20 protein-coding genes are annotated in these 24,127 nt (G+C 59.7%); 4 read left to right on the top strand and 16 right to left on the bottom strand.

The window, feature by feature from the left end:
- Nucleotides 1-87: 87 nt before the first annotated feature.
- From AC3ISI_RS09565 to AC3ISI_RS09530, 8 genes are all read right to left on the bottom strand, one after another.
- Complete coding sequence (locus AC3ISI_RS09565; protein WP_489336637.1) at nucleotides 88-2,127, bottom strand: oxidoreductase; 2,040 nt, start codon at nucleotides 2,125-2,127, stop codon at nucleotides 88-90.
- Nucleotides 2,128-2,394: 267 nt separating this feature from the next.
- Nucleotides 2,395-3,711 (bottom strand): MFS transporter, encoded by a 1,317-nt coding sequence (locus AC3ISI_RS09560; RefSeq protein WP_489336636.1) that lies wholly within the window; start codon nucleotides 3,709-3,711, stop codon nucleotides 2,395-2,397.
- Between the two features lie 90 nt (nucleotides 3,712-3,801).
- Nucleotides 3,802-5,019, bottom strand: coding sequence for a fumarylacetoacetate hydrolase family protein (locus AC3ISI_RS09555; RefSeq protein ID WP_489336635.1), 1,218 nt, complete (start codon nucleotides 5,017-5,019; stop codon nucleotides 3,802-3,804).
- Nucleotides 5,020-5,051: 32 nt separating this feature from the next.
- On the bottom strand, nucleotides 5,052-6,107 hold the full coding sequence (locus AC3ISI_RS09550; protein ID WP_489336634.1) for an Ldh family oxidoreductase: 1,056 nt from the start codon (nucleotides 6,105-6,107) through the stop codon (nucleotides 5,052-5,054).
- 15 nt (nucleotides 6,108-6,122) lie between these two features.
- Nucleotides 6,123-7,703 (bottom strand): aldehyde dehydrogenase (NADP(+)), encoded by a 1,581-nt coding sequence (locus AC3ISI_RS09545; RefSeq protein WP_489336633.1) that lies wholly within the window; start codon nucleotides 7,701-7,703, stop codon nucleotides 6,123-6,125.
- A 36-nt stretch (nucleotides 7,704-7,739) separates the two neighbouring features.
- Nucleotides 7,740-9,287, bottom strand: a complete 1,548-nt coding sequence (locus AC3ISI_RS09540; RefSeq protein WP_489336631.1) for a UxaA family hydrolase — start codon at nucleotides 9,285-9,287, stop codon at nucleotides 7,740-7,742.
- Nucleotides 9,288-9,451: 164 nt separating this feature from the next.
- Nucleotides 9,452-10,414: a LysR family transcriptional regulator gene (locus tag AC3ISI_RS09535; RefSeq protein ID WP_489336630.1), complete on the bottom strand. Its 963-nt coding sequence runs from the start codon at nucleotides 10,412-10,414 to the stop codon at nucleotides 9,452-9,454.
- Nucleotides 10,415-10,485: 71 nt separating this feature from the next.
- Nucleotides 10,486-11,433: a LysR family transcriptional regulator gene (locus tag AC3ISI_RS09530; RefSeq protein WP_489336629.1), complete on the bottom strand. Its 948-nt coding sequence runs from the start codon at nucleotides 11,431-11,433 to the stop codon at nucleotides 10,486-10,488.
- A gap of 101 nt (nucleotides 11,434-11,534) precedes the next feature.
- Here AC3ISI_RS09530 and AC3ISI_RS09525 point away from each other — a divergent pair, with 101 nt between their 5' ends.
- A complete protein-coding gene (locus AC3ISI_RS09525) occupies nucleotides 11,535-12,851 on the top strand; it encodes an L-fuconate dehydratase (RefSeq protein ID WP_489336628.1) in 1,317 nt (438 codons plus the stop codon).
- Nucleotides 12,852-12,919: 68 nt separating this feature from the next.
- Here the strand turns inward: AC3ISI_RS09525 and AC3ISI_RS09520 are convergent, their stop codons facing one another.
- The 5 genes from AC3ISI_RS09520 to AC3ISI_RS09500 form a co-directional block, all read right to left on the bottom strand.
- Nucleotides 12,920-13,687 carry an ABC transporter ATP-binding protein gene (locus tag AC3ISI_RS09520; RefSeq protein WP_489336627.1) on the bottom strand — a complete coding sequence of 256 codons (768 nt, stop codon included), beginning with the start codon at nucleotides 13,685-13,687 and terminating at the stop codon, nucleotides 12,920-12,922.
- Between the two features lie 19 nt (nucleotides 13,688-13,706).
- Nucleotides 13,707-14,420, bottom strand: coding sequence for an ABC transporter permease (locus AC3ISI_RS09515; protein ID WP_489336626.1), 714 nt, complete (start codon nucleotides 14,418-14,420; stop codon nucleotides 13,707-13,709).
- Nucleotides 14,417-15,106 (bottom strand): ABC transporter permease, encoded by a 690-nt coding sequence (locus AC3ISI_RS09510; RefSeq protein WP_489336625.1) that lies wholly within the window; start codon nucleotides 15,104-15,106, stop codon nucleotides 14,417-14,419. Before AC3ISI_RS09510 ends, AC3ISI_RS09515 begins: the two co-directional genes overlap by 4 nt.
- A gap of 93 nt (nucleotides 15,107-15,199) precedes the next feature.
- Nucleotides 15,200-15,988: an ABC transporter substrate-binding protein gene (locus tag AC3ISI_RS09505; RefSeq protein ID WP_489336624.1), complete on the bottom strand. Its 789-nt coding sequence runs from the start codon at nucleotides 15,986-15,988 to the stop codon at nucleotides 15,200-15,202.
- A 65-nt stretch (nucleotides 15,989-16,053) separates the two neighbouring features.
- Nucleotides 16,054-17,223 carry a M20 aminoacylase family protein gene (locus tag AC3ISI_RS09500; protein ID WP_489336622.1) on the bottom strand — a complete coding sequence of 390 codons (1,170 nt, stop codon included), beginning with the start codon at nucleotides 17,221-17,223 and terminating at the stop codon, nucleotides 16,054-16,056.
- Between the two features lie 121 nt (nucleotides 17,224-17,344).
- On the opposite strand from AC3ISI_RS09500, the gene AC3ISI_RS09495 reads away from it, so the two are divergent.
- The 3 genes from AC3ISI_RS09495 to AC3ISI_RS09485 all read left to right on the top strand — a co-directional run bounded on the left by AC3ISI_RS09495 (nucleotide 17,345) and on the right by AC3ISI_RS09485 (nucleotide 20,680).
- Entirely contained in the window at nucleotides 17,345-18,298 is a 954-nt protein-coding gene (locus AC3ISI_RS09495) for a LysR family transcriptional regulator (protein WP_489336620.1), read from the top strand.
- A 207-nt stretch (nucleotides 18,299-18,505) separates the two neighbouring features.
- Nucleotides 18,506-19,636: a carbon-nitrogen hydrolase family protein gene (locus AC3ISI_RS09490; protein WP_489336619.1), complete on the top strand. Its 1,131-nt coding sequence runs from the start codon at nucleotides 18,506-18,508 to the stop codon at nucleotides 19,634-19,636.
- 3 nt (nucleotides 19,637-19,639) lie between these two features.
- Nucleotides 19,640-20,680, top strand: coding sequence for an AraC family transcriptional regulator (locus AC3ISI_RS09485; RefSeq protein WP_489336617.1), 1,041 nt, complete (start codon nucleotides 19,640-19,642; stop codon nucleotides 20,678-20,680).
- Between the two features lie 3 nt (nucleotides 20,681-20,683).
- On the opposite strand, the gene AC3ISI_RS09480 is transcribed toward AC3ISI_RS09485, so the two are convergent.
- The 3 genes from AC3ISI_RS09480 to AC3ISI_RS09470 form a co-directional block, all read right to left on the bottom strand.
- A complete protein-coding gene (locus tag AC3ISI_RS09480; RefSeq protein WP_489336616.1) occupies nucleotides 20,684-20,830 on the bottom strand; it encodes a hypothetical protein in 147 nt (48 codons plus the stop codon).
- 192 nt (nucleotides 20,831-21,022) lie between these two features.
- Entirely contained in the window at nucleotides 21,023-21,862 is an 840-nt protein-coding gene (locus AC3ISI_RS09475; protein ID WP_489336615.1) for a DUF2242 domain-containing protein, read from the bottom strand.
- A gap of 228 nt (nucleotides 21,863-22,090) precedes the next feature.
- Complete coding sequence (locus AC3ISI_RS09470) at nucleotides 22,091-23,962, bottom strand: SurA N-terminal domain-containing protein (RefSeq protein ID WP_489336613.1); 1,872 nt, start codon at nucleotides 23,960-23,962, stop codon at nucleotides 22,091-22,093.
- Nucleotides 23,963-24,127: the final 165 nt, after the last annotated feature.

Genomic DNA, 24,127 nt, shown 5'->3' with positions numbered 1-24,127 from the left:
GCTCCCACAGTTGATCTTCAGTGCGACAGAGATCGAGTGTGGGAGCGAGCCTGCTCGCGATGGCCATTGGCACGCTAAACCTGCAGATTACAACTCAGCAGCCAATCGCGAACCCTGATTGATCGCACGCTTGGCATCCAGCTCCGCCGCCACGTCCGCGCCGCCAATCAAATGCACGTTCTGGCCCGCCGCCACCAACCCGTCCTGCAATTCACGCAGCGGATCCTGCCCGGCGCAAATCACGATGTTGTCCACCGGCAGCACTTGCGGCTCGCCGGCTTCGCCGATACGAATGTGCAGGCCTTCGTCGTCGATCTTCAGGTACTCGACGCTGTTTAGCATCTGGACCTGCTTATTCTTCAGCCCGGCACGGTGAATCCAGCCAGTGGTTTTACCCAGGCCGTCGCCAACCTTGGATTTTTTGCGTTGCAGCAGGAACACCTCACGGGCCGGTGCATGCGGCTCAGCCTTGATGCCCGCGACACCGCCGCGCGCTTCAAGGTGAGTGTCAATGCCCCACTCCTTCCAGAACGCTTCACGGTCCTGACTGGTGGCCACGCCCTGGTGCACCAAAAACTCCGACACGTCGAAACCGATACCGCCAGCGCCGATCACCGCGACACGCTTGCCCACGGGTTTGCGCTCAAGGATCACGTCGAGGTAACTCAACACCTTGGCGTTTTCCACGCCGGGAATCGCCGGGGTTCTGGGCGCGATGCCGGTGGCGAGGATGATCTCGTCGTAACCGCCCTCGACCAATTGCGCCACGTCAACGCGGGTGTTCAGGCACACCTCAACGTTGGTGGTCTGCAATTTGCGGTTGAAATAGCGCAGGGTTTCGAAGAACTCTTCTTTGCCCGGTACGCGCTTGGCAACGTTGAACTGACCGCCGATTTCGCTGGCCGAATCAAACAGCGTCACTTGATGCCCACGCTCGGCGGCCACCGTCGCAGCGGAAAGCCCCGCAGGACCGGCACCGACCACGGCGATTTTTTTGATCTGCTGCACCGGCACGTAGTTGAGCTCGGTTTCATGGCAAGCGCGCGGGTTGACCAGGCAACTGGTCAATTTGCCGCCGAAGGTGTGATCCAGGCACGCCTGGTTGCAACCGATGCAGGTATTGATTTCATCGGCGCGTCCTTCAGCCGCCTTGTTGACGAAGTCCGGGTCGGCGAGGAACGGCCGCGCCATCGACACCATGTCGGCGTCGCCTTCGGCCAGAATTTGTTCGGCCACTTGCGGGGTGTTGATCCGGTTTGTGGTGATCAGCGGAATGCTCACCGAGCCACGCAGTTTGGCGGTGACTTTACTGAACGCCGCACGCGGCACTTTGGTGGCGATGGTCGGAATCCGCGCTTCGTGCCAGCCGATACCAGTGTTGATGATCGTTGCGCCAGCCTGTTCGATGGCCTTGGCCAAGGTGACGATTTCTTCCCAGGTGCTGCCGCCTTCCACGAGGTCGAGCATCGACAGGCGGAAGATAATAATGAAGTTCGGACCCACCGCTTCACGCACACGACGGACGATTTCCACCGGCAGGCGCATACGGTTTTCGTAGCTGCCGCCCCAGCGGTCGGTGCGGTGGTTGGTGTGGGCGGCGAGGAACTGGTTAATGAAATAACCTTCCGAGCCCATGATCTCGACGCCGTCGTATTCGGCGGTTTGCGCCAGTACCGAACAGGTGACGAAATCGCTGATCTGTTTCTCGATGCCTTCCTCGTCCAGCTCTTTGGGCTTGAACGGGTTGATCGGCGCCTGGATGGCGCTCGGCGCGACCTGTTTCGGGCTGTAGGCATAACGCCCGGCGTGGAGTATCTGCATGCAGATCTTGCCGTCCGCCTCATGCACCGCACGGGTGACGATCCGATGTTTGAGTGCTTCCTCCTCGGTGGTCAGCTTGGCCGCTCCGGAATACACCCCGCCCTCATCGTTCGGGCCGATACCGCCGGTGACCATCAGGCCGACACCGCCACGGGCGCGTTCGGCAAAATACGCCGCCATGCGTTCGAAACCGCCGGGTTTCTCCTCAAGACCGGTGTGCATCGAGCCCATCAGGGTGCGATTGCGCAGTGTGGTAAAACCCAGGTCCAGCGGGGCCAACAGGTGCGGGTAATGTGCGGCGGCCATTTGTAACTCCACATCGAACGATCACGAAAAAAGTGCAGGGGCTCTTCGGCTCCTGTCAGTCATGTGGCACAGACTAAGAGTCGCGCCGCTCTCACTCAATGATCGAAACTGACAACTTAATGATCCAAATGTGCATCAGCCTTTGGCAAGCGCCTGAAAAAAAACGGGCGATGAATGCTTCATCGCCCGTTATCTTGTCAGCTGCGTGGGCAGTCAAACACGCCTGCTCGACTGCTTCAACCAGCACAATCGATGGCTTGAGGATTCTTACTCGGTTACCCCAACGATGTGCTCAGGTGCCGGCTCGGCACTGCCGATCGGTGCGTTGAGCAGCAGGTAGTACGCCAGGGCCGAACACAGCGCCACCACCGCACTGATCATGAACGCAGTGTTGAACGAACCCGAGTATTCAATGCTGAAGCCGGTGACGATCGGCGCAACGGAACCGGCGATGTAGCCGCCGAAATTCTGGATCGAACCGAACGAGGCCACCCGGCGGCTGTCGACGATGGTGTTGACGATCATCCAGGCCGTAGCGCTGGCCATGTTGATGCTGAACAGCGCCAGGCATAGCAGGATGATGCAACCGGTAAGACCCGAGACAAACGACAGCGGCAGGGTGAACAGTGCTGCCAGTACCAGGCCCGTGATCACGCCGAACTTGCGGCTGGCCAGGATGCTCATGCCACGGCGCACCAGCCTGTCGCAGAAGCGTCCGGCGACGATGGTTCCCAGCGCGCCGAAGCCATAGGCCAGCGACACCAGCCACGCAGTCTTGTAAAGGTTCATCCCATGCTCGCGCTCGAAGTAACCGGGCAACCAGGTCAGGTGAAGCCACAGCATGTAGATCACGCCCATGAAGCCCAGGACCGCCCCCCAGGTGCTGCGGTGCTTGAACAGGTCGAGCCAGCCGGCGAAGTAAGACACCTTCGGCGCCTGCGAAGTGGCCGCTTGTACCTGAGGCTTTTTCTCGGTTGGCAACGGTTTGCCTTCAGCTGCAAGCTCGGCCAGGTACTGCGCCTTGCTCTTGTAGAAGGTCAGCCAGCTCAAGGCTAGAACGATACCGAGCGCGCCGGTAATGATGAACATTCCGCGCCAGCCGAAGTTGACCATGAACACTGTCAGCAACGGAGGCGCCAGGCATGGACCCAGGCATGTCGATGACCAGACGATCCCGGTCGGCGTACCGCGCTCGTCGGCATCGAACCATTCGGACAGGGCCTTGGCCGCCGAAGGGAACATCGGTGCCTCGCCAATCCCCAGCAGCACGCGCAGGCCCATAAAGCCGGCAAAGCTGTTGACCATGCCGAACGTCGACTGTGCCACCGACCAGGCCAGCAACGAGGCGCCCAAGGCGATCTTGCTGCCCAACCGGTCGATGATCAGGCCCATCGGCAACTGCGCAAAGGCGTAGGCAATGGAGAACGCCGACAACAGAATGCCCATCTGCGAGGGGCCGATCATCATGTCCTTCTGAATCGAGGTATTGGCGATCGACAGTGCGCTACGGTCCAGATAGTTGACGATGCCGATCAACAGCAGGAAAACAACCGTGATGCTTTGATACTTCTTAAGTGTGTTCATCTGATGGCCTTTATTATTTTTGTTACCGCGGTTTCAACGCCGGGGTGATCCTTCATCCGGTGCCACACTCGTCCTTGGGATACGGAAAAATCAGGCCTGGCGCGCCGTCACCGCCGCATCGAGCAGGCCACGACGACTCAGGCTCTCGATCAGCGAGCGCAGGCCGAAATCCCACTGCGGCGCCTGGTCACTGGTAGTCACTCGGTTGCTCAGAGCGCCCAGTTGCACGTTGCTGATGGTCACCACGTCGCCCAGTTTGTGGGTGAAACCGTTGCCAGGCTGGTCGCGATCCTGCTTGGGGGCAAACAGGGTACCGAGAAACAGCACCAGGCCATCCGGATATTGATGATTTTCATTAAGTGTTTGCTGGACCAGGTCGAGCGGGTCGCGGCTGATCTGGCTCATGGAACTGCGGCCCTCAAGGATGAAACCGTCTTGGCCTTCGACGCGCAGATCCACTTGCGCGTTACGCACGTCATCCAGGCTGAAGGTCTCATCGAACAGGCGCAGCAAGGGTCCAAGTGAGGTGGAGGCGTTGTTGTCCTTGGCCTTGCCAAGCAGCAAAGCGCTGCGCCCTTCGAAGTCGCGCAGGTTGACGTCGTTGCCAAGCATGGCGCCCTGAATCGTACCGTTGCTCGACACCGCCAGCACCACTTCCGGCTCCGGGTTGTTCCAGCTCGACTTGGGGTGAATGCCAATGTCGGCGCCGTGGCCAACTGCCGACAGGGGCTGGGCCTTGGTGAAAATTTCGGCGTCCGGGCCGATGCCCACTTCCAGATACTGTGACCACAGGCCCTGCTCCACCAGCACCTTGCGCAAGGCTTCAGCCTGGGTCGAGCCCGGGGCGATTTGCGAAAGGTCGGCGCCAATGCGGCTGGCCAGGGTGTCGCGGATCGCGTCAGCCTTCGCCGGATCACCCTTGGCTTGCTCTTCGACCACACGCTCCAGCAGGCTGGCGGCAAAGGTCACGCCAGCCGCCTTGACCGCTTGCAGGTCAATCGGCGCCAGCAGCCACGGCAGGTTTTCGTCGCGCAGGCTCGGGTCGCTGTTGTCGAGCAACTTGGGTAACTCGATCAAGGCCTCGGCCAAGGGCAATGCACGCAGGTACGCCACCGGGTCAGCCACTTCAAGCAAGGCCGAGACAGTCGCCACGTGGGCGCTGATGTCGTGCACGGCACCGGACTTGACCAGTACCACTGCCGGCCCTTGGCCGGGCAGCCAAACGCGCCCGACCCAACTGCCGTTATTGAACACGGCGGCGTTATTGCTCAACTGCAATGGTGCTTGTGCTTTCGATTCGTTTGTCATGTCTGCACTCTTGTTGTCATTGTGTTGGAGCGTTAGGAAAGTGCTGGCAGCTGCAACTGCCCGGCCGTTCGATTGAGTTCATCAACCACGTTCTGCGCCAGATTCACCCCTTCGTGCAGGGCTTGTTTGCGCAGCTTCAGGCCGGCTTGGCCAGGCAAGCGCACCGGGCGCTCGGGGTCTACCGGACGGCTGTCCAGAATCAGCTTGCTCAGGAATGAACTTTCATCGGTGAAGGCCTCCAGCCCGCCGAAGAAACGCGGGTCAATCACTACGGCCGTGGCCGAGGCGCCCCATTGGTCCGGTGCGTCTTTACGCCCATGGCCGGCCAACCCCGAGGTCAGGGCCTCGACCAGAATCGCCAAGGCAAAACCCTTGTGTCCAAAAGCCTGGCCACCCAAGGGCAGGATGCTGCCCGGCGGAGTGGTGAAGAAGTCCACCGGATCGTCACTCAAGCGGCCCTCGTTGCTCATCAGCACCGGGTGCGGCAGTGTGCTGCCGGCATCGCGACTCTGGCCGATCAAGCCCAGGGTCACGGTGGACATGCTCACATCCAGCAGGATTGGCTCGCCCAGGGTCGGGATTCCGGCGGCAATCGGATTGGGTGTATAGATCGGGTCGATCCCGCCATGGGCGCACACCAGCCCTACCGAAGGGTCAGAGGAATACACCATGGCCACCAGGCCACGGTCAGTGAAGGGTTTCAGGTAAGCGGCCAGGCAACCGATGTGCGAGGCACGGCGCACCACGGCGATACCTATGCCCTGCGCTGTGGCGCCCTTGGCCGCGCAGTCCAGAGCACGGCTGACACAATAAGGGCCAAGCACATAGTGGCCATCGAACAGGGTCGAAATGCCGCTGTCCGAGACTTGCTCCAACAACCTGGCACTGGCCTTGACCTGCCCGGTCAGTATGCCGCCGATATAGCGGCTCACCAGGTTGAGGCCGTGGGTGCGATGGCCCAGCAGCTCGCCTTCGAGCAGTACCCGGGTCACCACTTGGGCGACCTCGGCGTCAGCTCCGGCTTTTTCGAACAGTTGCTCGACGAACTCGATGAGCATTTGAGCGTCGTAGCGTTTAACTTCAGTCATGTTGCTGCTCCGTGATCAATTCAACGCCGCTGTGCTGTGTTTGCCATCGACCAGGCGCTGTATGCCCAGTGGGTTGGCGTTCTTCAAGGCATCAGGCAGCAACGCATCGGGCACGTTCTGGTAACACACCGGGCGCAGGAAACGATCGATTGCCAGCGTGCCGACCGACGTGCCGCGGGCATCGGAAGTGGCCGGGTATGGGCCGCCGTGGACCATGGCATCACACACCTCGACACCGGTCGGGTAGCCGTTGACCAGTACTCGACCGACCTTCACCTCCAACGCATCAAACAGTTGAGCAAAGGTGGCCAGATCATCGTGGTCGGCCAGCAGCGTGGCCGTGAGCTGGCCATGCAAGGCATCGACGGCGCGCAACAGTTGCGCTTCATCCGCCACCTGGATAACCACCGTGCACGGGCCGAAGACCTCTTCCTGAAGCAGGGGATCCTGTTCCAGCAATAGGCTGATGTCGGCCTCGAACAACTGCGGCTGTGCCTGATTGCCCTTTTGCGCCAGGCCGCTCAAGTGTTTGATGCGCGGGTGAGCAAGTAATGCCTGCACGCCTCTGCCGTAGCTGTTCAAGGTGCCGGCATTGAGCATGGTCTGCGGCGCTTGCTCGGCCATGTGCCCGGTCAGGTGCCCAAGGAAGGTGCTGAACGCCGGCGAGCGAATACCCAGTACCAGGCCAGGGTTGGTACAAAACTGGCCACAGCCCTGTACCACCGAGGCGCTCAGTTCCTTGGCTATTTGCCCGCCACGGTTGGCCAGGGCCTCTGGCAGTACCAGCACCGGGTTGATACTCGACATTTCGGCAAACACCGGAATCGGCTGCGGCCTTGCTGCCGCCATGTCGCACAGGGCACGGCCGCCTTTGAGCGATCCGGTAAAGCCCACCGCCTGAATGCCCGGGTGCTTGACCAGCGCCTCGCCGACGCCGGCACCGAAGATCATGTTGAACACGCCAGCCGGCATGCCGGTGCGCTGGGCGGCGCGGATCAGCGCTTCGGCCACCCGCTCGGCCGTCGCCATGTGGCCGCTGTGTGCCTTGAATACCACCGGACAACCGGCGGCCAGGGCAGCAGCGGTATCACCGCCGGCCGTGGAGAACGCCAGTGGGAAGTTGCTGGCGCCGAATACCGCCACCGGCCCCACCCCGATGCGGTACTGGCGCAAGTCAGGCCGTGGCAAAGGGCTGCGTGTCGGCAGCGCCTGGTCGATGCGTGCACCATAGAAGTCACCACGGCGCAGCACTTGGGCAAACAGACGCATCTGGCCACTGGTACGACCGCGTTCACCCTGGATTCGAGCACTCGGCAGCGCCGTTTCCTGGCAGGTCAAGGCGATGAAATCGTCACCGAGCGCGTCGAGCTCGTCAGCGATGGCTTCAAGGAATTCGGCCCGGCGTACCGCTGGCAGGTTTCTAAACAGTGGGAACGCCACGCTCGCTGCTGCCACCGCAGTATCGACCTCTGCCAAGGTTGCCTGGTGGAAAGCGCCTGTCAGGCGTTCGCCGGTGTGGGCGTCGACGCTATAGACCAGGGTATCGCCCAAGGCGCTGCGCTGGCCGGCAATAAAGTTGTATCCGGAAAATTGCATGGGTTTTTCACCTGGTAAATGTTGCAGGGCTGTCAGTCAGGTCACGGCACCGATCTGCCAGGGCACGAACTCGTTCTGCCCATAACCGTGTTGTTCGCTCTTGCTGCGCTCACCGGAAGCGATGCGCAACATGTGTTCGAAGATGTAAGCGCCGCGCTCTTCAATGCTGGTGGAACCATCGGCGATGCCGCCGCAGTTCACGTCCATGTCTTCTTCCTGGTGTTCGAACACCCGGTTGTTGGTGGCCAGCTTGATCGAAGGTGCCGGCGCGCAGCCGTAGGCCGAGCCCCGGCCGGTGGTGAAGGCAATCAGGTTGGCGCCACCGGCGACCTGGCCGGTGGCCGAGACCGGGTCATAACCTGGGGTATCCATGAACACCAGGCCCTTGGCCCGAACCGCTTCGGCGTACTGGTACACATCCACCAGGTTGGTCGAGCCGGCTTTGGCCACTGCGCCCAGGGATTTTTCCAGGATGGTGGTCAGGCCACCGGCCTTGTTACCGGCCGAGGGGTTATTGTTCAATTCGGCGTTCATGCGCCGGCAGTAGTCCTCCCACCAGTGAATGCGCGCGATGAGTTTTTCCCCCACCTCGCGGCTCACCGCGCGGCGCGTCAGCAAATGCTCGGCACCGTAGATTTCCGGAGTTTCCGAGAGAATCGCAGTGCCGCCCGCCGCCACCAGACGGTCAACAGCATTGCCCAGCGCGGGGTTTGCGGTGATGCCCGAGTAACCGTCCGAGCCGCCGCATTGCAGACCGACGATCAAGTGACAAGCGCTGACCGGCTCACGCTGCACTTGGTTCGCCTTGGGCAGCAATGCCCTGACCTGCTCAATGCCACTGGCGATGGTTTTCGACGTGCCGCCTACACCTTGTATGGTGAAGGCGCGCAACTGGTCGCTGGCCTTGAGCCCCTGAGTCTCCAGCAGGCTCTCGATCTGGTTGGTTTCACAGCCCAGGCCGATGATCAGCACCGCCGCAAAATTAGGGTGAACGGCGTAGCCACCGAGTGTGCGGCGCAACAGACCCAGAGCCTCGCCGCTGGGGTCCACTGCACAACCGGCGCCGTGGGTCAGCGCCACGACGCCGTCGATGTTCGGGAAGGCGGCTAGCGCCTCGGGGTGGATATCCCGGCGAAAGTAATCGGCCACGGCCCGGGCCACGGTTGCCGAGCAGTTCACCGAAGTGAGAATGCCTACGTAGTTGCGGGTCGCGACGCGACCATCGGCCCGCACGATGCCCTGGAACACGGCTTCGGTGCCTGGCGTGGCGTGGGCATCGACGCCGAAGGCGTAGTCACGGGCAAAGTCGCCCATCTCCACGTTGTGCACATGCACGTGGTCGCCGGCTTCGATGGGCTGCGAAGCAAAACCGATGATTTGCCCATAACGGCGCAGGGGCTGGCCCTGCTCCACGCGCTGGGTGGCGACTTTATGTCCGGAGGGAATCAGCTGGCGCACGATGACCGCTTCGGCTTCCAGGCTCAGGCCTTCAGGCAGGGCCAGCCGTGCAATCAGTACGTTGTCCAGGGGGTTGAGGCGGATCACGGCTGGGTCGCCGGTCCGTGTACTGGCAATCAGTTGCATGGGACCTCTCAGGGCAGTACGGCTGACTTCTTGTTATGGCGCCGCCCTTTCTGTGAAGGGCGAATCTGCGATAACTGTAGGGAGCCAGCCACAACATTCCCAATGAGATGATCCGATCAATCGATAACCTGGTGTTATCAATTGGCGTTATCGAACGGCTGTAATCAATCGGTCGCCAAGCCCTCCTCCTGACGTTCACGCGCGAAATCGAGCAGAATTTCGACGAATTCCTGCGCAGAACCGGTGAGCGGCTCGTCCTTGCGGGTGATGATGCCGTACTCCAGCGGCGCCAGGCACAACGGCGCCTGTAGCTCTTTGAACTGACCGCTGTCCAACTGCGCTGCCACCATGGATCTGGGCAGCATGGCAATCATAGGCCCCGAGTGCAGCAGTCGCAGGAACATCTGCATAGAGATGGTTTCGACACTGTCAGCCGGAGAGGCGATACCCGCAGCCTTGAACGCCAATTCCAGGCGATCGCGAATCGGTGTACCGACCGGGTACAGCACCCACGGCCACTGGCCCAGCGCTTCAAGTGGCGTGCAGTCCAGTTCATTAAGCGGATGGCTGCTGTTGACCACCAGGCTGAAGGGCTCAGGTTCCAATGGCTCGAAGTCGAAGACCTGGCTGTAACGCTCTTCGGTAAAGCGACCGATGATCAGGTCGAGTTTGTTTTGCTCAAGCATGGCGAGCAGGTGATCACTGGACTGCTCCACCACTTCGATCGACAGCAAAGGGCTGCGCGCCTTGATCGCGGCAATGGCTTGGGGCAGCACTACCGAGGTTGCCGCAAAAATCCCGCCCACCTTGAGAAAGCCATGGCCGCCTTTGCGCAACCGGTTGACCTGGTCGACGAATTTGTGTGAATCGGCCAACGCAGCCTGTGCATAGCGCACCACATACTCGCCAAGCTCCGTGGGCGGCATGCTGCGTGGCAGGCGCTGGAACAGGGCAAAACCGAACTGTTCCTCCAGGTCTCGCAGCATCTTGCTCAAGGCTGGCTGGCTCAGGTTCATCCGTATGGCAGTGGCGTGCATATTGCGCGTGCGTGCCAGGGTGTCGATCAACACCAAGTGCTTGAAGCGCACCCAGTTGCAAAAGCTGGAATGGGTAATGTCCGACGACATCGGGGTCATTTCCTTTTGAAGGTGGTATGCATTGTCTGTCAGGCCATCCGCCCGAACAGACGAAGTCAACGCTATTGGCCCCGTAAATATTGCAGCAACGTATTCAATGCCACCGACCTCGGCCGAGAACGCAAGGTCAACAGGCCAATATTGACCATGGAGATTGGCAGCTCGACCGGCAGGATAGTGACCATGCCATAGCCCGCATAATGCTCGGCCACGTCATTAGGCACCACCGCGATCATGTCCGACGCTTCGAGCATCGCCGTGGTTACCAGGATCGAAGCGGTCTCGATAATGTCCAGTGCCTGCACCAAACCGCCAGCCTGCAAAGCACTTTCCACCCGGCGGCGCATGGGGCTGCCGATGGGGTGCAGGATCCAGGTCAATGTCATCAAGTCGGCCAACTGCAATGGCGAAGTACCCGCCAACAGGTGGCCAGCCCGGGCGATCACACGCATCTGTTCGCCGTTGTCGAACAGCTCGATGTCCAATTCCTGGCTGTCGCACTGGTCTGGCAAGCGCCCCAGCACCACGTCGAAATCGCCGCGCAGCAAGGCAGGCAGCAAGGTATCGCTGGTACCGACTTCAATGGAAATCCGCACCTTGGGGTGGTCACGTTTATACGCCAGCACCGCTTTAGTCAGTAACTTGGGCACCGGCCCCATCACACTGCCAATACGCACCAGTCCCGTGGCCCCGCGGGCCAGTTCCGCGATCTGCGCCTGAGCATGCTCGAACTCATGCAGTGCGCCCTGGGCGTAGCGGATCATCACTTCGCCATAAAGGGTCGGCTGCATACCGCGTGGCAAGCGCTCGAACAGCCGCACACCGAGGCGCTCTTCCAATTGCTGCAATAGCAGGCTGGCGGCCGGTTGTGTGGTATGCATCGCCGTGGCCGCCCGGCGCAGGTTGCCAAACTCACCCAAGGCATTGAGTAAGGTGATCTGCCGGCTGGAAATCTTCAGGGAGCCAAGGTTGCGTGGCGTGAGCGTGTTGAGTTCTGGATGGGGAGACATATCAAATCCGGTATCCCTACTTAGGAAACCGTGATTATGCATGTATCGCTCGGCGACCTACAGTCGAGGCTCCTACTGGCCATCGAACACGAGAGCCCGCCATGAGTATCCGCATCACCCATCTGAGCGTACGCGACATCCGGTTCCCCACTTCCCTGTCGCTGGACGGCTCCGATGCGATGAATAGCGCGCCGGATTATTCCGCGTCCTACGTCGTACTGCACACCGACGCCCCTGCCGGCATTGAAGGACACGGCCTGACGTTCACCATTGGCCGTGGCAACGAAATCTGTGTGGCGGCCGTGCAATCGCTGGCTCCGATGGTGGTCGGCCTGACCCTGGAAGAGATCGTTGCCGACATGGGCGCCTTCTGGCACCAAATCACCGTGGGCGACAGCCAACTGCGCTGGCTGGGCCCGGAAAAAGGCGTGATCCACCTGGCCACCGCGGCCATCGTCAATGCCGTCTGGGATCTGTGGGCCAAACACGAAGGCAAGCCGGTGTGGAAGCTGTTGGCCGACATGACGCCCGAGCAACTGGTGCGTTGCCTGGACTTCAGCTACGTCACTGACGTGCTCACCCCTGAAGAAGCCATCGCCCTGCTACGCCGCCAGGTGCCGGGTAAGGCTCAGCGCGAAGTGCAAATGCTGCGCGAAGGCTACCCCGGCTACACCACCGCGCCGGGCTGGCTGGGCTACAGCGAAGAAAAAATGCGCCAACTGGCCCGAGAAGCGGTCGAGGATGGCTGGACCCACATCAAGCAGAAAATCGGTGCCGATCTGGAAGAAGACATCCGTCGCGCCACAATTCTTCGCGAAGAAATTGGCTGGGATCGTTCCCTGATGATGGACGCCAACCAGGTCTGGGGCGTCGACGAGTCGGTAGCCAACATGCGTCGCCTGGCCGCGTTCGATCCTCTGTGGATCGAAGAGCCCACCAGCCCCGATGACATCCTCGGCCATGCCAGCATCCGCCGGCGCATCGCACCGATTGGCGTCGCCACCGGGGAGCATTGCCACAACAGGGTGATGTTCAAGCAGATGTTCCAGGCCGGCGCTCTGGACTTTTGCCAGCTGGACGCGGCCCGCCTGGGTGGTCTCAATGAGGTGTTGATCGTGCTGTTGATGGCCGCCAAGTTCGACGTGCCGGTCTGCCCCCATGGCGGTGGCGTCGGTTTGTGCGAGTACGTGCAACACATCGCCCTGTTCGACTACATCGCCGTGTCGGCCTCGCTGCACAACCGTGTTCTGGAATACGTCGACCACCTGCACGAGCACTTCCTTGACCCGGTTGTGATCCGCCGCGGCCGCTACATGCCCCCGCGGCGCCCGGGCTATAGCATCGAAATGACTGCTCAATCCCTGGAACGATATCAATATCCCGACGGCCCGGTCTGGCTCGATATTGCCCGCGCCTGATCGCCGGGCCGAGGCAGCCATAGGCGGCTAAAAGATGTAGGCAGAGCCATACCGGCCTCTGCCCCCCATTATTTCAGACTCCCCGCCAAAAACTGCTGCAAACGCTCGCTACGGGGCTGTTCCAGCAACGTGCCTGGTGCCCCCTGCTCCTCCACCCGGCCTTGGTGCAGAAACATAACGTGGTTCGATACCTGTCTGGCAAAAGCCATTTCATGGGTAACGACCACCATCGTCCTGCCTTCTTCGGCAAGCTGCTGCATGACTTTGAGCACCTCGCCCACCAATTCGGGATCCAGGGCAGAGGTCGGTTCATCGAACAACATCACCTGGGGTTCCATCGCCAGAGCGCGGGCGATTGCTACGCGCTGCTGCTGGCCGCCGGACAGGTGGACCGGATACTGGTCCTCGACCTTTGCTGGCAGACCGACCTTGGCGAGGTAATGACGCGCCCGCTCCAATGCTTGCGACCGAGTGATACCCAGCACACTCATCGGGCACTCAATGAGGTTTTCCAGCACCGTCATGTGGCTCCACAGATTGAAATGCTGAAACACCATCGACAACTGGCTGCGCAGGAGTTGCAACTGCCGGGGATCGACCGCAGACAAGTCCCCCCTTGAGTTCTTGCGGGTCAGCAGCTCCTGCGAATTGACGATGATCCGCCCCGCCGAAGGTTGTTCCAGATGATTGATGCAACGCAAAAAAGTACTTTTCCCGGACCCAGAGGAGCCGATGATGCTGATCACATCACCCGCCCTGGCCTTGAGCGAAACACCCTTCAGAACTTCATGGTTGCCGTAGCTTTTATGCACATCTTCAACGATCAATTTATACATGTGAGCAAGTCCGATGGGGTCAGTGCGTACGGGGATTGAGGTAAGCCAGCCAATGCAGCTCGCCTCGCCGGAACAGCCAGATCAGGAAAAAGGCGCTGGCGGCGTACAGCACTCCGGCAATGCCGAACGCGGTGAACGAGGCATAAGTCGCTGAGTTGACGTCCCGGGCTATCTTCAGCAAATCGGGCACTGTGGCGGTAAACGCCACCGAGGTGGAATGCAGCATCAGAATCACTTCATTGCTGAAGAATGGCAGGGCCCGGCGCAATGCTGACGGCAGGACGATCCGGCGATAGAGGGTGAACCGACTCATCCCATAAGCGCGAGCGGCCTCGATTTCGCCGTGGGGCGTCGCTCTGATCGAGCCAGCAAAAATTTCGGTCATGTAGGCACAGGTATTGAGCCCGAACGCCAGCACCGTGCAGTTGAAGCCGTCACGGAAAAACGCGTTGAGAAAATCCTGGGACCGAACCACATGCAAGCTGTACACCCCGGTGTAGAAGAACAGCAGCTGGATGTACAGCGGGGTGCCGCGAAACACATAGGTGTAACACCAGACCGGCAAGCGCAGCAGCGGATTACGGCTGACGCGGGCAATAGACAATGGCACCGCGAGCAAGAAACCACTCACCACTGCCAGAATCAGCAGCCACAAGGTCACCGCCAACCCGGAAAAATGTGGCCCGTCACTCCACAGGTAAGCCTGCCAGTAGTCTTCGAAAATGCCGGTCATAGCGAAGCCTTCCTGACACCCACCGAGTAACGGTGCTCAAGCCACATCAATACCCCGTTGGACACCGTGGTAATGGCCAGATAGATCAGGCCGCCCACCAGCGTGAAATAAAAGAACTGCATCGAGCCCTTGCCCGCGTCCTGGGTGGCCTTGACCACATCGGTCAGGCCGATGATCGAGACCAGTGCAGTGGACTTGATCAGTACCTGCCAGTTGTTGCCAATGCCCGGTAACGCGTGACGCAGCATTTGCGGGAACAGCACCTTGCGGAAAGTCTGCCCGAGCGTCATGCCGTAGGCCCGTGCGGCTTCGAGCTGACCAGCCGGAACGGCCTGGAAGGCACCACGAAACGTCTCGGTGAAGTAAGCCCCGTAAATAAAGGACAAGGTCACGACACCGGCCAGAAACGGGTCAATGTCGATCTGACTGACACCCAGCCAATCGGTCATCCGGTTGAGCAGCATCTGCAGACTGAAGAACAACAGCAACATGATCACCAGGTCCGGCATGCTGCGGATCACCGTCGTATAACCGGTAGCCAGCGATCGCAATAAACGGTTGGAGGACAACTTGGAACTGGCGCCGAACAGCCCTGCCAGTACGGCAATCAACAATGACCACAGCGCCAGTTTGATGGTGGCCAGGGTGCCCAGCAGGATTTGCGGGCCAAAGCCTTCCAGAAGCATTTCACTCTCCTTGTTCTTATTAGGTTGAGGTGAAGGGGATGCTGAAGCAGAGCAGTCTGGTCGACCGCCCTGTACAAGGTCGCGAGGGGGGCGTTACTTAGCGCCGTAGACGTCGAAATCGAAGTATTTTTTATTGATCCGTGCATACGTGCCGTTGGCCAGAATGGTCGCCAGCGCCTTGTTCAAATCTTCGCGCAACTCGACATCGTTCTTGCGCAAGCCGATGCCGTCACCGACGCCGAAAAAGCCTGGATCATCCAGAGTCCCGCCGGCAAATTCATAATCCTTGCCTGCGGCGGTGCCGAGGAAGCCGTAACTGGCCTGAATGGCGCCCTGCAGCGAGGCATCGAGCCGTCCCACCACCAGATCGGCGTACACCTGGTCCTGATTCTGATAGGACAGAACGTCCACACCTTTCGAGCCCCAAACGGCTTTGGCATACGCTTCCTGGGTCGAGCCCTGCTCTACGCCAATGCGTTTGCCCTTGAGCGATTCAAGGGTCGGCAGCAGGCCCGATCCACGCTTGACCACCAGCCGTGCCGGCGCATTGGAGACCTTGTCGGTAAACGCAATCTGCTCCAGACGCTTGGGCGTCACGGTCATCGACGACGCCACCGCATCGAACTTGCGCGCCAGCAGCGCCGGGATCATCCCGTCCCAGCTGCTTTCAACCCAAATACAACGGGCTTTGAGTTCGGCACAAAGCGCTTCGGCGATATCGACTCCAAAGCCGGTCAGGGTGCCGTCCTGGTTTTTGTATTCCAGCGGCGGGTACGTGGGGTCAACCCCCAGCTTCAAGACTTTGCCAGACCAGTCGGCCGCGCCGGCCAAGCTGGATGCCGTCAAGCAAAGCAATGAAACAGCCGCAATCAACTTGTTCATTTTTATTTTCCCTCTCTAGACCGCAGACGTTTTTTGTACAGACTGACGCTCGACAATATGGCGTCTCAACTCAGAAAACCCTCGACCAACTTGACCCAGTAGCTCGCCCCGATTGGCAGGCAGGCGTCATTGAAGTCGTAGCCGGGGTTGTGCAGCAGACAGCCGCTTTCGCCGTCACCATTGCCAATCACCAAGTAACTGCCGGGGCATTTTTCCAGGATGAAGGCGAAGTCTTCACTCGCAGTAAAGGGCCGCAGGTTGTCGATCAATTGCCCTTCGCCCAGCCAGTCCCGTGCAACCTCTCGGGCAAACGCCGTGGGCTCGGGATGGTTGATCAACACCGGATGACAATGCTGATAGTCGATTTCGGCCCGGGCACCAAAACTGGCTGCCTGGCCGTTTACCAGCTCGGTGATTCTGACTTCGAGCAATTGGCGAATTTCGGGGGTCAATGCACGCACGCTTAAGCTCATCTGTGCGCTCGACGGGATGACATTCGAAGCACTTCCCGCATGGAGGGAGCCCACCGTGACAATCGCCATGTCCTGCGGGTTGACGTTGCGCGAGACGATGCTTTGCAGCGCAATCACAATCGACGAACAGACGACCACCGGATCGACCGCTTTGTGCGGCACCGCGCCATGGCCACCGTTGCCGATGATGTTGATCGTCACGGTATCGGCAGACGCCATGAACGGTCCGCTGTAAAACCCCAGGTGCCCGACCGGATAACCCGGCACGTTATGCATGGCAAAAATCGCATCGCAGGGGAACCGTTCGAGCAGGCCGTCCTCCAGCATTTTCCTCGCACCGCCCAGACCTTCTTCGGCCGGTTGGAAAATCAGTTGCAACGTACCGTTGAACGCTCGGGTCTGCGCCAGGTACCTGGCGGCCGTCAACAGGGTGGCCGTATGACCGTCATGGCCGCAGGCATGCATGACTCCATCGATCCGGCTGGCGTAGGGTAAACCGGTGGTCTCCTGAATCGGCAGTGCATCCATGTCGGCGCGCAGGCCGATGGACCGGCCCTCGCCATTTTTCAGGGTACCGACGACGCCAGTCTTGCCGATGCCAGTGCTGACCTGGTAACCCCAGCGGGTCAAACACTCTGCAACCCGCTCACTGGTGGCGAACTCTTCAAAACCCAGTTCGGGATGAGCGTGAAAGCTGTGGCGCAACGCGATCATTTCATCTTGCATCACTGCAATACCAGGCAGGACATGGCCGGCATTCATTGTTGTTCCCCTTCGACAAGAGCTGAGCGGTTGATGGGGTGGATCTTAGGGAACAAGTTCTGGGCTGGGGAGATGCAGTTTGGTTATGATGACAACCATTAGTTGTCACTAGGGTGAGCAGATGAAACTGCATCAATTACAAGCGCTGATTGCCAGCGCCGAAACCGGCAGCATTCGCGCGGCCGCTCGTTCGCTGGAGATTTCCCAGGCCGCCGTGACCAAAGCCCTGCGCGAGCTGGAAACCAGTCAACAGCTACCGCTGTTCACCCGAACCGCCAGCGGCCTGAACTTCACCGAATATGGAAAAGTGCTGCTGACCCACGCTCGGCTGGTGCTCAAGCAACTGGAGCACGCACAGACCGAACTCGATCACATGCGGGGCAAGGCTCAGGGCCGACTCTGTGTCGGGATCACGCCGTGGATCGCCCTGACTTTTTTGCCCGAGGTGGTCCTGGCCTTTCGCGAGCGTATGCCGCAAATCCGCCTGGAGTTGTTCGAAAGTCTCATGGCTGTGGCTCAGCCGCTATTGCGCGATGGCAGCATGGACTTTGCAATCGGTCAGCTTCACCCGACGCAATCAACCCAAGAGTTCGCCTGCGAAACACTGCTCGACTACCAGACCTCGGTGCTGGTCCGTCAGGGCCATGCCCGACAGGATGCGCGATCGATCCATGAGCTGCTGGAGGAAAACTGGACGCTGAACTATGCGCCGGATGGGCACGATGGACTGATGCAGGAGTTGTTCTGGCAACATAACGCGCAGATCGATGAAAACCGCATCGTTCGTGCCCACTCAATGGCGATTTTGCAGATGATGGTCGACCGGGCCGACATGTGCACTTGGGGGCCGTCCATCGTCAGTATTGCCCCTCCCTTCCTCGGTCGGGTGGTTTCCTTGAGGCTGGCTGAACAGTTCGAACCGCGACAGTTGAGCATCGTGACTCGTCGCAATGGTGCACTCAGCAATCCGGCAATGTGCTTCACCGACTGTCTGTTGCAGGTTATTCGGCGCCACGCGCGCTCGGCCAAAAAAGAAGATCGTCAGTTATTCGAAACGTTGCGTCTGATGGTGTGAAACTACATCGAGTCGCGTTCCCAAGGATGTGCCCAATAGGCTCTCGCATACCCGTAGCCGTTGCGATTCAAAGGAAAAACCCAGCCTTTAGCGAAAAAACAAACCACGAAAAAAAGAAATTCAACCACTAACTCATTGATTCGCTTTATCCTCGATCCAAATCCCGATGCAAAGCCATTCCTGCACACGGTCGTTGACTGCTCCCCCATGCGCAAACTTCTGTACCTGACCTTTTCCATGGCGATCATTGCCGCCCTGACAACCTACGCCATGTGGGCGGCAGATCGTCCCGTGGGCCATTACCTGTCGGACCTGCGCATCAACCTGGCCATCGATCAAGGCACTCCCGCCGATCGCGGCAACCTGCTGGGCATCCAGCCCGAGCTGTTCCCGACCGACTATCAAAGCCCCGAGCGCTTGCATCGCAAACTCGCGGCCTATTTGCAGAAAGCCCAGGACCAAGGCTTGCTGAATGACAAGACTATCGTCGTGCTGCCCGAACATGTCGGCACCTGGCTGATGGTCAGCGGCGAGAAAGACGAGCTGTACCAGGCCACGACGATCAAGGAAGCCATGAACTGGCTGGCGGCGAGCAATCCTTTGCAGTTCGTTCGCGCGCTGATCAACGCCGAGGGCGGCAGCCGCCTCGACGATGCCCATTTGCGGATGAAAGCCAAAGCCATGGCCAAGAATTACCAGGCGCTGTTCGGCGGGCTGGCGAAGGAGTTTCACGTGACGCTGGTGGCGGGCACCATCGTGTTGCCGGAACCCAGTGTTATCGACGGCAGGCTGAAAATCGGACGCGGTGCACTGTACAACAGCAGTGTGATCTTTGATCGCGATGGCCTGCCGATTGGCCAGCCTCACCGGCAGATGCATCCAATGTTCGAGAAGCTTGGCGACACCAGGGCCAATGACCAACAGGCACTCAATGTTATCGACACGCCAGCCGGACGCTTGGGCGTGTTGATTGGCAGCGACAGTTGGTACCCGGAGAATTACCGCACGCTCGACGATCAGGGTGTGCAACTGGTGGCGGTGCCGGCGTTCGTCATCGGACGTGACACCTGGGATAAGCCGTGGCGTGGGTATCGGGGATTGCCGACACCCAAATCCGTCAGCCTCAAACCCGGTGAACTCAGTGAAGGTCAGGCCTGGCATCGCCTGACCTTGACCGCGCAACCGCCGAACAGCCAGGCAATCGCCGGTATGAGCGTGTTCCTGCGCGGCCAGTTCTGGGATCAGGGCAGCGCCGGGGAAAGTTTTCTCAGCAATAACGGTCAACAGTTCGCCGATGGCAATGCCCATGGCGCGCGGTTGCTGAACCTCTGGTTGTAACCCATGAAACCGTTGCCGATGCGCCTCGGGGATTTGTCGGTGGGTTTTGTCCACAGCCTGGCCGATGCGGTGCACAGCCACGGCGTAGACCCTCAACCGTTGCTCGATCAATACGGCCTGGATGCGGCACGGTTAGCGGAGCCGGGTGCCCGGCTGTCGATCCCGCGCTACATGCGTCTGGGCCACGGGGCGATTCAACTGACGGGTGATCCGGCACTGGGGTTGCGCATGGGCCAGCTCAGTCGTCTGAGCCAGGCCGGTCTGGCCGGCGTCACCGCCGCCCAGGCGCCGACGGTTCGCGAAGCCGCGCGCTGCCTGATTCGTTTCGAAGCCTTGTACGGCTCCAACTATCGCGGTCAGTCGAGCTTTCATGAAGACGCCCGGGGCGCATGGCTGCGCTTCTACTCCATCAGCCCGTACAACGCCTATAACCGCTTTGTGGTGGACTCGATCATCGCCGGCTGGTTGCAGCAATTGTCCAGCCTGAGCTCTGCCGCGCTGCGCGCTGAGCGCATCGAGATCGAATTCACGGTGCCGGATTACCACGAAGCGTATGCCCTGCTGGGCGATTGCCCGATCCAGTTCGGCGCCGAGCACAACCAACTGCGTCTGAGCCTGACCAGCCTCGCCCAACGCAACCCGGTGCACTGCCCGAGTACCTGGCGGCATTTGCTGCAACTCTGCGAACGGGAACTGGAGCAACTGACACGCACCCGCAGCCTGCGTGAACGCATCACTCAGTTACTGGGGCCGTTGCTTAATGGAGGCCGGGAACCGGACCTGGAAGAAGTGGCGGCACGCCTGAAGCTGCCCACCTGGACCTTGCGCCGCAAACTTGCCGAAGAGGGCACGCAATTTCGCGCGATTCTCAACGACACCCGTCGCGACCTGGCCATGACCTATATCCGCGATACCGAACTGGCGTTCGGAGAAATCGCCTACCTGTTGGGTTTCGCTTCAGCGGAAGCCTTCCAACGGGCCTTCAAACGCTGGAATGGCCAGACACCCGGCGAGTTTCGCCGCAGTCATCGCCAATCCGCTTGACGCTTACAGCTCGGTAGCGTCGTCGGCGGGCTCCAGCGGGTCCAGTTCAAACGCCTGATACTCGAGCAGCTCCTCTTGATAATCGTCCATTTTTGAATCCCCCAGCGCTCGTTTAAAAATGCCTGAATAAATGACCAACGCCCCGAGCATAAAGTGCCCCTGTGAACGAAAAATGACACAGGTGCACCGCTCAACGGCTACTTGATAAAACGTAGCAGGCGGTCAGGAATTTATCACCGATTTTTTTCGATAGAGGCTGTAGGACTACGGCCTGGCTGATGCAGATCAACGTAAAGCGCCTACGGGATCGGTGTCGTCTGACCCGACCCCGTCGGGAATCGATTACTGACCAGAAACCGGCATGGCCGGAATTGGCTCGCTTGGTGGCGGCAAGTCTGACTGCGGTGGCGGTGTGACCGCTTCTGTGGACAGTGCCGGTTCGCTGATTCGCGCAGGGGTGATCGGCGCGGGTTCAGCCGGTGGTGCGACCGGTTCCGAGGCTACTGGGGCGGGGGCAGGCTCGGCAGCCGGGGCTGGAGCTGCGGCTGGCGTTGGTTCTACCGCAGCTGCCGGTGTAGGTGCAGATGCCGCCTTGGCTTCAGGCACGCCCAGGTCGGTGGCCTTCGGCTTCTCGACGATATGCGCGGCCTTCTTCGCTTCCGGTGGCAGGAACAATTCCACCAGGGTGAAAAAACGTTCGTAGAACTTGGCCGAGGAAACGGTTTCGCTGGCGACCTTGACCATCGAATCGTCGGACGAACCAATGGGCATCGATACCGAACCCAACACACCGACGCCCAGACTGGCGGAGTTATTGGTTTTCTTCAGCGCATAACGGTCCTGCAAGGCGTTGGCGAACATGGTCGCGTGGTGCCCGTCGCTGCCGTCATCGGCACAGACCACACTGAAACTGATTTCCATGTGCGTGTCGCCGGTCTGCTGGAAGCTCTTGTGCCCGCTGATCAGCTTGGGGTCGCTGCTGGTAATGATGTAACCCTGACTGAGCAAGGCTCGGCGTGCTGCTTCGCAGGTCTTCGCATCAGTCACGGGGTAATTGCGTGAAAAGGTGCCGGAGTCCGCGAAATTCTCATGCTCATAGATCGCGGCTTTCTTGGACGAGCAGCCAGCAGCGGCGAGCACCAGTGCCAGCCCGACGAGACGCATGGGAATTGATTTAAACATTGAACATCCTGAGGAAAACGGTCCGGGGCGTATTGTGCAACAGATCGATGCTTAGCGGCGCATCGATTAGTGTCTTAAAACAATTACAAGTGTAAAGACTGCCATTGGCACGAAAAGGTCGCTCCCCACCCGCCTCTGGCGACGGATAACCGTTTCCGTTCCCTTAAGACACAAAAAACCCCGGCCTTTCGACCAGGGTCTTTGAGTTGCGAAACGCTCAATCAGGCATCAATAACGCTTGATATCAGCTTCGCTTTCCAGCTGCTTGCGGTAAGCCGCGAAGTCTTGCTGGCCAATGCGCGAGGCGAGGAAGCGACGGTATTGAGCCTTCTCTTCTTCGGTCGGTGCGGCCGCTTCGTTCACGTTGTTCAAACGCACGATCACCAGGCTACCATCGGCCAGGGTCACGTTGCTGAAGGTCGGCTTGTCTTTGGCGGCAGGCTTGGGCATCCGGAACAGCGCTTGCAGCACGGTTGGGTCAACCCCTTCCTGAGAGCGGGTAGCCGCTTCGGTAACTTTCCAGCTCTGGCCATCAATTGCCGTATCCAGCGGGGTCTTGCCGTCACGCAGGCTGGCAATCAACTGTTCAGCCTTGGTCTTGGCGGCAGAGCTGGCATGTTCCTTGGTCAATTGCGTGCGGATCGCGACGTTTACGCTTTCCAGCGGCAGTTGTGCCGGTTTCAGGTGTTCCTTGGCGCGCAACACGATCACGGTTTCCGGATCGAGTTCGATGGCGGTGCTGTTGGCACCCTCATCCAGCACTTCAGGACTGAACGCAGCCGCTATCACCGCGCGGTTGGCCGCAATGCCCTCACCGCCTTCACGACCAAATGGCTTGGAGGTGTGAACGGTCAGTTTCAGGTCTTGCGCCGGCTGGGCCAGATCGGACGCTTCGAACGAGGCGTCCTCCAGCTGCTTGGTCGCTTCGACGAAACGCTGCTCGACCTGTTGGGTTTTCAGCTCGCGGGTCAGCTTGTCTTTGAGGCTGGCAAACGTCGGCACTTCAGGTGCTTCCACACCTAACAACTTGATCAGGTGGAAACCGAAATCGGTACGAACCGGCTCGGAAACTTGATCCTTGGCCAGCGAATACAGGGCTTTTTCGAAGGCCGGGTCGTAGACACCAGGACCTGCATAGCCGAGGTCACCGCCGTTGTTCGCGGAACCCGGATCCTGGGAGAACTCTTTGGCCAGCGCATCGAATTTCTCGCCTTTGGCCAGACGTGCCTGAACTTCTTCGATCTTGGCCTTGGCTTGCGCCTCGGTCATTTTGTCGTTCACTTCGATCAGAATGTGCGCAGCCCGACGTTGTTCGGACAGGTTCGCGATTTCTTTCTGATACGCCGCTTGCAGGTCTTCGTCCTTGACGGCGACTTGATCGAAGAAGGAAGCCTTCTTCAATTCCAGGTAATCAATGATCACCTGATCCGGCGTCATGAATTCCTTGGCGTGCTCGTCGTAGTAGGCTTTGACTTCTTCGTCAGTCAGCTTCACAGACGCAGGGTCAACCTTGACATTCAGGGAAGCGAAATCGCGGGTCTGTTTTTCCAGACGGGCGAAGGCCAACACCTGAGCGTCGGTGACGAAACCGCTACCGGCCAGGCCAGCGCGCAGCTGACCAATCAGCATTTCCTGAGCCAGCATCTGGCGGAACTGCATACGGCTGTAACCGAGTTGGCGGATCACCTGATCGAAACGCTCAGGGCTAAACTTGCCGTCGACCTGGAATTCAGGCGTCTGCAGGATCACCTGGTCCAGAGCGGCTTCGGAGAAAGCGAATTTCGAGTTTTGTGCGCCTTGCAGCAGCAATTTGCGATCGATCAAGCCTTTGAGGGCCGATTCACGCAGCATTTTTTCATCGAGCAAGGAAGCATCGAAATCTTTGCCCAGCTGTTGCATGAGTTGACGGCGTTGCATATCAACCGCCTGGCTCAGCTCGTTCTGGGTGATTTCTTCACCATTGACCTTGGCCGCATCATTGCTGTGCGTAGTGGCCTTGAAAATGGCGTCGAAACCGGTCAAAGCCATCAGTGCAACGATGACCCCGATAATGGTCTTGGCAATCCAGCCTTGTGAATTGTCCCTGATATTCTGCAGCATGCGTCCCCCAGAAACGGTTGAACTTCAAAATTAGGCAACCGTGGAGCGTGGGTAGAATCCGGATAGAAGAAAGGCGCATCCGGGGATGCGCCTTCTCGTAACTGGCGGAGCGGATCGAAGGGTCGAACATGCGACCCTCGGTGTCTCGGACCGGCGACTTGCCGA

This window comes from Pseudomonas sp. GL_139_B, assembly GCF_057834475.1.
The sequence above is the reverse complement of the archived record's forward strand: the minus strand, read 5'-3'. Positions and strand labels throughout refer to the sequence as shown.

What these genes read in the sequence shown, in the direction of transcription:
- AC3ISI_RS09565 (WP_489336637.1), bottom strand. Translation starts at nt 2,127, where the DNA reads ATGGCCGCCGCACATTACCCGCACCTGTTGGCCCCGCTGGACCTGGGT.
- AC3ISI_RS09560 (WP_489336636.1), bottom strand. Translation starts at nt 3,711, where the DNA reads ATGAACACACTTAAGAAGTATCAAAGCATCACGGTTGTTTTCCTGCTG.
- AC3ISI_RS09555 (WP_489336635.1), bottom strand. Translation starts at nt 5,019, where the DNA reads ATGACAAACGAATCGAAAGCACAAGCACCATTGCAGTTGAGCAATAAC.
- AC3ISI_RS09550 (WP_489336634.1), bottom strand. Translation starts at nt 6,107, where the DNA reads ATGACTGAAGTTAAACGCTACGACGCTCAAATGCTCATCGAGTTCGTC.
- AC3ISI_RS09545 (WP_489336633.1), bottom strand. Translation starts at nt 7,703, where the DNA reads ATGCAATTTTCCGGATACAACTTTATTGCCGGCCAGCGCAGCGCCTTG.
- AC3ISI_RS09540 (WP_489336631.1), bottom strand. Translation starts at nt 9,287, where the DNA reads ATGCAACTGATTGCCAGTACACGGACCGGCGACCCAGCCGTGATCCGC.
- AC3ISI_RS09535 (WP_489336630.1), bottom strand. Translation starts at nt 10,414, where the DNA reads ATGTCGTCGGACATTACCCATTCCAGCTTTTGCAACTGGGTGCGCTTC.
- AC3ISI_RS09530 (WP_489336629.1), bottom strand. Translation starts at nt 11,433, where the DNA reads ATGTCTCCCCATCCAGAACTCAACACGCTCACGCCACGCAACCTTGGC.
- AC3ISI_RS09525 (WP_489336628.1), top strand. Translation starts at nt 11,535, where the DNA reads ATGAGTATCCGCATCACCCATCTGAGCGTACGCGACATCCGGTTCCCC.
- AC3ISI_RS09520 (WP_489336627.1), bottom strand. Translation starts at nt 13,687, where the DNA reads ATGTATAAATTGATCGTTGAAGATGTGCATAAAAGCTACGGCAACCAT.
- AC3ISI_RS09515 (WP_489336626.1), bottom strand. Translation starts at nt 14,420, where the DNA reads ATGACCGGCATTTTCGAAGACTACTGGCAGGCTTACCTGTGGAGTGAC.
- AC3ISI_RS09510 (WP_489336625.1), bottom strand. Translation starts at nt 15,106, where the DNA reads ATGCTTCTGGAAGGCTTTGGCCCGCAAATCCTGCTGGGCACCCTGGCC.
- AC3ISI_RS09505 (WP_489336624.1), bottom strand. Translation starts at nt 15,988, where the DNA reads ATGAACAAGTTGATTGCGGCTGTTTCATTGCTTTGCTTGACGGCATCC.
- AC3ISI_RS09500 (WP_489336622.1), bottom strand. Translation starts at nt 17,223, where the DNA reads ATGAATGCCGGCCATGTCCTGCCTGGTATTGCAGTGATGCAAGATGAA.
- AC3ISI_RS09495 (WP_489336620.1), top strand. Translation starts at nt 17,345, where the DNA reads ATGAAACTGCATCAATTACAAGCGCTGATTGCCAGCGCCGAAACCGGC.
- AC3ISI_RS09490 (WP_489336619.1), top strand. Translation starts at nt 18,506, where the DNA reads ATGCGCAAACTTCTGTACCTGACCTTTTCCATGGCGATCATTGCCGCC.
- AC3ISI_RS09485 (WP_489336617.1), top strand. Translation starts at nt 19,640, where the DNA reads ATGAAACCGTTGCCGATGCGCCTCGGGGATTTGTCGGTGGGTTTTGTC.
- AC3ISI_RS09480 (WP_489336616.1), bottom strand. Translation starts at nt 20,830, where the DNA reads ATGCTCGGGGCGTTGGTCATTTATTCAGGCATTTTTAAACGAGCGCTG.
- AC3ISI_RS09475 (WP_489336615.1), bottom strand. Translation starts at nt 21,862, where the DNA reads ATGTTTAAATCAATTCCCATGCGTCTCGTCGGGCTGGCACTGGTGCTC.
- AC3ISI_RS09470 (WP_489336613.1), bottom strand. Translation starts at nt 23,962, where the DNA reads ATGCTGCAGAATATCAGGGACAATTCACAAGGCTGGATTGCCAAGACC.